Genomic DNA, 8,322 nt, shown 5'->3' with positions numbered 1-8,322 from the left:
CGGGTCGGGAGGGCTCATCGTCGCGACGAGCCCCATGAGCCCCACAGCCACCTGAATGCGCGGGACGCACCGGTGAACCCCCTTGCCGGCCGGTGCGTCCCGCCTCGGGGTCCGGGATCAGGCCCTGGCGTGCGCCGATTCGATGACCGGATGGGCCTGCTGACGCCAGTCCGAGACCGCGCGCCCCTGCCACCGGGACAGGGTGGAATCGAACTGTTTCGCGCGTTTGGTCACCGTCAGCCCCACGTAGGTGTGGCCGTCGGTGATGGCCGCGGTCGCTACCGCGCACGCCTGCTCCACCTCGCCCGAGCCGAGCAGCGCCGCGGCGTGCTCGAACCGGACCAGCGCGGGTTCCATCGTCTCGCGCGGATCGTAGAGCGAGATCGCGTGCGCGGCGGCCGCCGCCGTCTCGTCGGGGCGGCCGAGCCTGGCGTAGCCGATCGCCCGATAGAAGGCGAGTTTCTCGGGTCGGAACGAGAAGATGCCGACCGGGAGGTCCGCGCTCGACAGACCGTCGAGCGCGGCGCTCGATCGATCGATGCAGTACGCGAATTGGTCACCGTCGCCGAGATCGGCGTGCGCGCGCGCCGCCATACCCCACAACCAGGCCGCCGCCGCACCCGTACGCGGGTTCTCGGACAGCCGCGGCGTGAGCAGATCCAGCACTTCTCGCGGCTTGTCGCTGTAGGTGGGCAGATAGGCCAGGCCCGCCAGGGCGATATCCTCGGAATAGCGATCGCCGATATCCTGCGCCGCGTGAATCGCGGTCGTGTACCAGTTTCGCGCGCGACCGAAATGGCCTTCGTTGAAGAGTATTTCGCCGACGACATTCGCCAGCCGTCCCGCGGTGCGGACCAGCCGAATCTGATGGAGTGTCGCCTGCCTTTCGCCGAGACATCCACGAACCGTGCGGAATTGTTCCAGCGTGGTGTGCAGCAATTCGTGCGGCGGCACCTGGACCACTCGGCTACCGAGGGTATCGGCGGCCTCTTCCAGCAACCCCAGCCTGCGTTCGCTGATGGAACCCGCGTCCAGCGTGGCCAGCATCTTCTCGGGCTCGTTCGCCACGAGGTCTGCCGCCTGGCCGGCCAGGCCCGCGCCGATGCAGGCCAGCAACTCTCGACGTCTCACGTCGTCTTCCTCGACTTCCTTGTCGAGCCCGATCGGCGCTGCACGGATCGCCGTGTGTTCCAGCGCGTTATCCCTACCGAGCTTGGTGTTCGGCACGAGCACCGAGCTCGCGTCTCCGGTTTCACTGGCCGCGTCGTGGCCCGCCGAGATCGCCCGCTCGAATCGGGCGACGACAACTGAATCGGATTCGGACAGCACCCGGTCGAGTAGTCGCCGGCTTGCGGCATGCATCCGGGTTGTCCGGCCCTTCTCCCACAAGACCACGGTGCGCGGGGTAACGCCCACCAAGCGTGCGAACTCGTAGCGACTTCGCCTCATCGCCGCGCGAAGGGCCATCACGTCCTCGCCCGTCCAGTCGATCTCGAGCATAGGTCCTGCTTCCTTACACCAGGCTGGTTCAATCGGAAATTACTCGCATTTACCGTCTTCGGGTCTGTTATGCACCGAATCGCAACGCGCACTCTGGAAGTGCATCCGGCACCGGGTTGTGCCCAGACCTTTCGAAGGCGTCCGCTCTCCGGAAAATTACCGGCGCACGGTCCCGAAGCGGTCCGATCCAGCCGCTTCGAGCGCGGTATCCGGGGACGCTTTCCGGTGCCGGATGCACACGAACCCCCGGAGGTGAACGATGGACGTACCGAACTCGGATATCAGGGAACTGTGGCTGATTCAGAGCCGTGACTGCACACAGGAACCATTATCCCTCGACTACGACCGTGCCCGATTCATCCTCTCGGTGCACGCGGGTCACGGCGCCGTCTGCCACCAATACCTAACCGCGTCGGCCTTCTGTTCCCGCCGAGCCGCCGGCCACTGAACCCATGGGATCGCTCTGGTCGATCCTGCTCGGATGCGGTCTGCTCGTCGCCGTGGCGGGTGTGGTCGGCAGCTGGCTCGACCGCACCCAAGGCTCCCGCGAACACGACTCACCCGCAGCGCCTTTCAGCGTCGAACAAGCACATACCGTGATGCAATCACATTGCGGATGCCGCGCCGACGACTGCTCCCGCAAGGCCGCCGCGTTCCGCGCGCTGGTCGAAGCGGGACGTATCGTGCCCGACGCCCGCGCCGACCACTACTCCCTATGAGCCGATCGCCCGGGCCCGGGGGTGAGTCGTCTCTGCGGTCACGTGGTCGCGCGGGACCGGTGTCGACACGCATGCGCGACGATGGGGACATGAATCCTCCCGTGCCCGGACCGGTTTTCGATGTTTTCGCCGTGTTGAACGGCGTTGTCGACCTCAGGTCCTATCCGCGCCGGAACCTGGTCCTGAGCTCGCCCCAGACCGGTGGTTTCGAGAACGTCTACTACACAATGGCGTTCATGCGCCGCACCTGATCTCGTCGTCGCGCGCGCTACCCGAGGACTTCGAGAATTTGTTCCGCGAGCGGTGCGGCCGAGGCGGGGTTCTGGCCGGTGAACAGGTTGCGGTCGACGACGGTGTAGGGCTTCCAGATCTCGCCTCGGGTGAAGTCGACACCGAGTTCGACCAGCCCGTCCTCCACCGTCCAGAATGCCTTCTCACGCAGCCCGACGGCGTCCTCCTCGTCGTTGGTGTAGGCCGTCATGCGGTAGCCGGTGAAAGGCGACACTCCGTTGCGTCTGGTCGCCAGGATCGCCACCGGCGCGTGACACACGATTGCGAGTGGTTTGCCGGAGGTGAGAGACGCGGTCAGTAGCCTTCCGGAATCGGCGTCCTTCCACAGGTCCTCCATCGGCCCGTGGCCGCCGGGGTAGTACACGGCGTCGTAGTCCGCGAGCCTGGCGTCGGCCAATTCGATCGGTCGGCGCAACTCCTCCGCGGAGCGCAGGACTTCCTCCAGGTCGAGGGCGATCTGCTCGCTGCCCGCCATCGAGGGTCGCAGGCTCATCGAGTCGACGTGCGGTATCGCGCCGCGCGGGGTGGCGACGACGATATCGTGGTCAGCCCCGGTGAGGGCGCTGTAGGGCGCGGCGAATTCCTCGGCCCAGTAGCCGGTCGGGTGTCGGGTGCCGTCTTTCAACGTCCAATACGCGGCGCCGGTCATCACGAAGAGAACTTTGGCCATGACTGGTTACTCCCTTGCCGGTTGTGAGGCCGTGAGCGAGCGATATCTACATCCGGGCGACCCGAGCCGATATCCACTGTAAAGCGGTGTCGATACCGACGGCAATGTAAGGGGCTTCCCGATGCGCGATCGGTTTGCCGAAAGTAAGCTGAATCTGGTCGTCGACATCCAACGGAGAAGCCATGAGCGATATGACCACCGCGAGCGCCGGCCGACCGGGATCGGAGCTGGTCGGCCGCACGGTCGTCCTGATCGGCGGTAGTGCGGGCATCGGGTTGGAGACGGCCAGGCGGGCGCGTGCCGAAGGCGCGGAGGTGGTGCTCACCGGCCGCGATCCCGACCGGTTGACGCGCGCCGCCGCCGACGTCGGAGCTCAACGCACCGCCGCTTTCGATGTCACCGACGACGACGCGCTGGCGACCTTCTTCGCTGAACTGCCCGCGAAGGTCGACCACGTCATGGTCACCGCGGGCGGACCCCGCTACGCGCCGCTGCTGGAAATGGATTCGGCCCAGGTGCGCGAGGTTCTCAGCGGTCATGTGGCCACCTACCTCGCGGTGGCGCGCCACGCGGCGAGCGCGCTGAACGACCGGGGTTCGTTGGTTTTCATGGGTGGCACCGGTGGACGGCGCATATCCAGGAGTGCCGGAATCGTCTCGGCGGCCACCGCCGCGCTGCCTCCGTTCACGGCGGCCCTGGCCCTGGAACTCGCACCCGTGCGGGTGAATCTCATCGCCGCCGGATTCGTGGACACGCCCCTGTCGGCCTCGCTGCTCGGGGACCGACTAGAGGAGCGTCGGCGAGAGTTGGCGGCCACGCTTCCGATCGGGCGGGTGGTCGGCCCCGCCGATGTCGCGGCGCTGGCGGTCCATCTGATGACCAATACCGCGCTGACCGGCGCGACCTACGACATCGACGGCGGGCAACAGTTCGTCGGCTGACGCGAGATCGCCGCGGCCCCATGTCCGATCCCGGCTCGGGATCACCGATTCCGCTCTATACAACCCGGCACCGCGATGCGATGATGACAGCGTTTTCTTCTCATTCAGTCGCTCAGTCGACGCACACCGGAGGTGCCGATGAGGCAGCAGGAATCCGCGCACATTCTGGTGGCGGGCGCGGGCCTGGCCGGATTGGCCACGGCGGTCTGGCTCGCGGAGGCGGGTCACCGGGTGACGTTGGTGGAGAAGCGGGGGCGGCTCGGCGGTCGGACGATCTCGTTCGAGGTGCCGGGAATCGAGGGCAGGGTCGACAACGGACAGCATCTGTTCGCCGGCTGCTACGACGCTCTGCTGCGCTACGTCGACACCATCGGTACCCGCGATCGATTGCACTGGGACGCACCGCCGTTCGCGATCAGAACCGGACCGGATCGCCTGCTGACGATGCGCGCCCCCGCGTGGTTGCCGCACACGCTGCGCCGCGCGATCGGACTGTCCTGGCTGGCGTGGCCGCCGATCCCGCTGCGCGATCGGCCCGCCGCGGTGCGCAGCTGGGCCAGGATCGCGTTCGCCGCCCGTCGCCCGGATCCCGCGCTCGACGATCTGACCGTCGACCGCTGGTTCCGCCGGATCGGCGTACCGGAATCGTTGCGCGCGTTGGTGCTCGACCAGTTCGTCATCGGACTGTTGAACGAGAAGCCGGACCGGGTGTCGGCCTACATGTTCGCCCAGACGCTGCGATTCATCAGCGGGCGAGCGCTTTCGGGGAATCCGCGTGCCGGTGACGCGGTCTGGCCACGGGTGAGTCTGCACGAGTTGTTCGTCGCGCCCGCCGAGCGTTTCCTGCTGGAGCGCGGTGCGGAGGTGGTGGTCGGGACCGGTGTCGTCGATATCGAGATCACCGACGACGGACTCACCGGTGTCCGGCTCTCCGACGGGCGGGTGATCGAGGTCGACGCCGCGGTGCTCACGCTGCCGCCCTGGTCGCTGACGACACTGCTCGATCGCGGACGCCTCGGGCAGTACGACCATTTCACACCCGCGCGCAAGATCGAGCCCGCGCCGATTTCGAGCGTGTACGTGTGGCTGGACCGTCCGCTGCGGATGCGCAGACTCGCGGAGAATCTGCGCGACACCACCATCGAGTGGGTTTTCGACACCACCGGGATGCACGGTGTCGAGACCGAGGCCGGGCATTGCTATTCGCTCGCGGTCAGCGCGTCCTGGGATGTCGTGCACCTGCCCAACGCCGAATTCACCGCGGCGGCACTGGAATCGCTGGCGAAGCACTATCCGGAGGTCGGGCAGGCGCAGGTGCTGCGCACCCACGTCATCCACCAGCCGCAGGCGACCTTCTCGGCGCAACCGGGTTTCGACGCGCTCCGACTTCCGCAGCGCACGCCGATCGACGGACTGTTCCTCGCCGGCGACTGGACCCGCACCGGCCTGCCGTCGACCATGGAAGCCGCCGCGGAGAGCGCGGTGCTCGCCGTCGACGCGGTTCGCGAGTTCCTCGGCGCGCGCGTCGGCGCGGCCGAGGGGTGACACTCGCCGACAGCAGTCCACAGCGCCGTATCAAGTCGGCTGAACAATTCTGAAAGACCTGGTGGCCGCATATTCTCGCGGTTGTCTTCGCGTGTCAGGCAATCCGTGGTCCCCGCGGGTCCGAATGCGAAACGACAAGTTCTTTCAGGATGAAAGGCGTTAGATGGGCACCGGCAAGCACAGGGCGACCAGCCCGCGTCGACAGAAAATAGGGTCCATGGTCGTGGCGGGCGCGGTCCCCGTTGTCCTGACCCTGGTGGGGACCGGTACCGCGAATGCCGAGCCCGAGCAGTTCGCCCCGGTGAGCCGGAGCGACGCGGCGATCGCCGACGCGGTGGCGGACGAGGCGCCGCAGTGGCCTGCCGCCGACGTGCCCAACGTGCGCCCCTACCAGGGCACTCGGATTCCCGAAGACACGCTGACGTCGTTGCAGTGGGCGCGCCCGATCCCGAAGGGCGAGTACCTGGCTCCGCTGGAAGCCCTGCACGCACCCGTCGCGGTCGCGCCGGTACCGCCGATCGCGCCGCCGCCCGGCATGCTGCGCTTCGGTGACGTCCAGGTCGAATCGCCGGAATGGCTGCCGAGGGAACAGGCCATCCAGATCAACGACGGGTCGGCGCAGGCCGAGGCGAATCTCGCCACGTTCCTCGATTCGGTCGGTATGGAACGCACGCGCTCCGATCGGGTCGCGAGCCAGACCATCGGCGCCGCCGCCATCGGCGCCACGGCGGGCGCCGCGTTCGCGAGTCCGTTCGCGCTCATCGGCGCGGGCGTCGGCGGCGGTATCGGGCTGGCCATCGGTCTGCCGTTCGCCCCGATCGGTCTCGCCGCCGCCCCGCTCGGCGCCGCCTACGGCTTCGGCCTGATGGCGGCGCCGCTCGCGGCGATCGGCGCGGGCATCGGCGCGGGTGTCGGTATGACCGCCGCTCTCGCCGCCCCGCCGCGCGCACTCGAAGCCGCTCCGGCTAGCGCGGCCCCCGCCGAACAGGTGCTGGACGAGACGGTCGAAGGCTGACCCGACCGAACAGCACATCGGCCCGCCCGAGGGTTTTCGAACCTCCGGGCGGGCCGAGCCGTTTCCTCAGACCAGTTGTTTCTGCCTGCGCATACGAATCCGGAGATCGGCCATCAGCGCGTGGCTGCCGCCATGGCGCAGCGGACGCGGAATGAAGCGGTTGACGAACCCGACGAAAACGAACAGGTGCTCGAAGCGGCGCTGATCGGTCGCGGACCATTTCAGCTGCATCTGCTCGCGGAAATGCGGCGCGAGGAAGCCGATCGTGAGGAATTGCAGCAGTTTCCGGAACGGCAGCCGTAGATACCAGTGGATCATTCGCAGCTCGAGCAGATCATCGACGTAGGAACGCACGTAGTCGTCCAGGACCGCCTGCTCGCAGGCCCTGTTCCAGTACTCGTCGAAATCCTTGCGGGTGGCGGGCCACATCTCCTCGGTGACCTGGAGGGTCGTGCCGAGGGTGGACGACGACGCGTAGAAGGCCTCGGCCTGTTCCTCGCTCATGCGCCCCTGGAGCAGCTGGTAGGTGTCCTCGAAGCCGATGTAGAGGCATGCGGCGACCCACATCTGGAGATCGCGGTCGAACGCGTTGTACTTCACCGGAGCGCCCGGCGCCGAGCGCACGTGCCGGTGCACCGCGTTGACGGCCTCGCGATAGGCCGCTCGCTCCTCGTCCGTCCCGAGGATGGCCACGGCCAGGTACTGCGTGGTGGTGCGGGCCCGCTTCCACGGATGTTTCATCAATGACCCGGATTCGACCTTGCTCTCGGCCACCCCGTAGCCGACGCCGGGTCGCGCCATCTGCATCGCCACATTGGCCGCCGCGCCCGCGAAGGACCAGAAGTCCAACGCGTCGGACAGTTTCAGCGGCCGCTTGGTGAGCGGGCGATGTGAGGTGCTGATGTGAATGCGGGTCCGGTCCGCGTTCGGGGCGGTGGTGTCCCGGTGATCTCTCGGCTGAGCGGCGGCGGTCATGCCATTCCTTTCGTGATGCTGCGGACGGCACGAACGCACAGCGTCGTGACGGCCCGTGCGGTGGCGACGAGAACCGCGGTGAGGAACAGGCAGCCGAGGAATTCGAACACCGTCATTTCCGTACCGAGAATTCCGTTGAGCACCTTCATTTTTCGTTCATCGACAAGCCGGTGAGCATCGGTTCCTCTGTCCGCGTCCGAACCCGGGCTCCCGAGGATCCGACGCACGCCGATATCCGCGGTGCGCGGCACCGTGTGAAACGTCATCGAACCTCCGACGGACGGGTGGCGCGGGTTCGGCCCCGCAGCGATATGTTACTGCATATTCTCATCGATTCGCGAGCTTGTTCCGGATTCGATCGGAGGGCCCGGCGCGGCGGTTTCGATGCGATAAATACGCCGTAAACGGGGATTATGAGACATCGGGCAGCTCGAGTATCTCGCGGTGTCGGTGCCGGGTGGATTCGCGCGTAGTTATCGGTAGATCGGCCGGTCTGTGATCGAATGGTGGCAAACCTTCCGGGGTTTCTCGCGCGCGAAGGGGCGTGGATGTCGTCCGCGCCTTGACGGATTTCCGCTGTCCGACCCGCTGCCATGCCGGAACCAATGGCAACATAGAGCCCTCGCGAGATGGGCTGACGCGGCCTTTTCGCGTGGATACCGCCGT

The 8,322-nt window shown here is 67.1% G+C and carries 9 protein-coding genes; 5 read left to right on the top strand and 4 right to left on the bottom strand.

Features of this window, described 5'->3' with window-relative positions:
* Window positions 1-117: 117 nt before the first annotated feature.
* Window positions 118-1,362, bottom strand: a complete 1,245-nt coding sequence (locus DAT37_RS32845) for a hypothetical protein (protein WP_157978823.1) — start codon at window positions 1,360-1,362, stop codon at window positions 118-120.
* Between the two features lie 590 nt (window positions 1,363-1,952).
* On the opposite strand from DAT37_RS32845, the gene DAT37_RS32835 reads away from it, so the two are divergent.
* Complete coding sequence (locus DAT37_RS32835) at window positions 1,953-2,219, top strand: hypothetical protein (protein WP_109528782.1); 267 nt, start codon at window positions 1,953-1,955, stop codon at window positions 2,217-2,219.
* Between the two features lie 89 nt (window positions 2,220-2,308).
* Entirely contained in the window at window positions 2,309-2,470 is a 162-nt protein-coding gene (locus DAT37_RS32830) for a hypothetical protein (protein ID WP_157978822.1), read from the top strand.
* Window positions 2,471-2,487: 17 nt separating this feature from the next.
* Here the strand turns inward: DAT37_RS32830 and DAT37_RS32825 are convergent, their stop codons facing one another.
* Window positions 2,488-3,180, bottom strand: a complete 693-nt coding sequence (locus DAT37_RS32825) for a type 1 glutamine amidotransferase domain-containing protein (protein ID WP_109528780.1) — start codon at window positions 3,178-3,180, stop codon at window positions 2,488-2,490.
* A gap of 182 nt (window positions 3,181-3,362) precedes the next feature.
* On the opposite strand from DAT37_RS32825, the gene DAT37_RS32820 reads away from it, so the two are divergent.
* The 3 genes from DAT37_RS32820 (at window position 3,363) to DAT37_RS32810 (ending at window position 6,681) form a co-directional block, all read left to right on the top strand.
* On the top strand, window positions 3,363-4,121 hold the full coding sequence (locus DAT37_RS32820) for an SDR family NAD(P)-dependent oxidoreductase (RefSeq protein ID WP_109528779.1): 759 nt from the start codon (window positions 3,363-3,365) through the stop codon (window positions 4,119-4,121).
* Between the two features lie 138 nt (window positions 4,122-4,259).
* Window positions 4,260-5,666, top strand: a complete 1,407-nt coding sequence (gene hpnE, locus DAT37_RS32815) for a hydroxysqualene dehydroxylase HpnE (protein ID WP_109528778.1) — start codon at window positions 4,260-4,262, stop codon at window positions 5,664-5,666.
* A 217-nt stretch (window positions 5,667-5,883) separates the two neighbouring features.
* Window positions 5,884-6,681: a hypothetical protein gene (locus DAT37_RS32810; RefSeq protein ID WP_232840149.1), complete on the top strand. Its 798-nt coding sequence runs from the start codon at window positions 5,884-5,886 to the stop codon at window positions 6,679-6,681.
* A 66-nt stretch (window positions 6,682-6,747) separates the two neighbouring features.
* On the opposite strand, the gene DAT37_RS32805 is transcribed toward DAT37_RS32810, so the two are convergent.
* Window positions 6,748-7,656: an oxygenase MpaB family protein gene (locus tag DAT37_RS32805; RefSeq protein ID WP_109528776.1), complete on the bottom strand. Its 909-nt coding sequence runs from the start codon at window positions 7,654-7,656 to the stop codon at window positions 6,748-6,750.
* Window positions 7,653-7,805: a hypothetical protein gene (locus DAT37_RS44455; RefSeq protein WP_157978821.1), complete on the bottom strand. Its 153-nt coding sequence runs from the start codon at window positions 7,803-7,805 to the stop codon at window positions 7,653-7,655. Before DAT37_RS44455 ends, DAT37_RS32805 begins: the two co-directional genes overlap by 4 nt.
* Window positions 7,806-8,322 lie beyond the last annotated feature (517 nt).

The sequence above is a fragment of the Nocardia aurea genome, from assembly GCF_003123685.1.
Classification (GTDB): Bacteria; Actinomycetota; Actinomycetes; order Mycobacteriales; family Mycobacteriaceae; genus Nocardia; species Nocardia aurea.
The sequence above is the reverse complement of the archived record's forward strand: the minus strand, read 5'-3'. Positions and strand labels throughout refer to the sequence as shown.

What these genes read in the sequence shown, in the direction of transcription:
- DAT37_RS32845 (WP_157978823.1), bottom strand. Translation starts at nt 1,362, where the DNA reads ATGCATGCCGCAAGCCGGCGACTACTCGACCGGGTGCTGTCCGAATCC.
- DAT37_RS32835 (WP_109528782.1), top strand. Translation starts at nt 1,953, where the DNA reads ATGGGATCGCTCTGGTCGATCCTGCTCGGATGCGGTCTGCTCGTCGCC.
- DAT37_RS32830 (WP_157978822.1), top strand. Translation starts at nt 2,309, where the DNA reads ATGAATCCTCCCGTGCCCGGACCGGTTTTCGATGTTTTCGCCGTGTTG.
- DAT37_RS32825 (WP_109528780.1), bottom strand. Translation starts at nt 3,180, where the DNA reads ATGGCCAAAGTTCTCTTCGTGATGACCGGCGCCGCGTATTGGACGTTG.
- DAT37_RS32820 (WP_109528779.1), top strand. Translation starts at nt 3,363, where the DNA reads ATGAGCGATATGACCACCGCGAGCGCCGGCCGACCGGGATCGGAGCTG.
- hpnE (WP_109528778.1), top strand. Translation starts at nt 4,260, where the DNA reads ATGAGGCAGCAGGAATCCGCGCACATTCTGGTGGCGGGCGCGGGCCTG.
- DAT37_RS32810 (WP_232840149.1), top strand. Translation starts at nt 5,884, where the DNA reads ATGGTCGTGGCGGGCGCGGTCCCCGTTGTCCTGACCCTGGTGGGGACC.
- DAT37_RS32805 (WP_109528776.1), bottom strand. Translation starts at nt 7,656, where the DNA reads ATGACCGCCGCCGCTCAGCCGAGAGATCACCGGGACACCACCGCCCCG.
- DAT37_RS44455 (WP_157978821.1), bottom strand. Translation starts at nt 7,805, where the DNA reads ATGAAGGTGCTCAACGGAATTCTCGGTACGGAAATGACGGTGTTCGAA.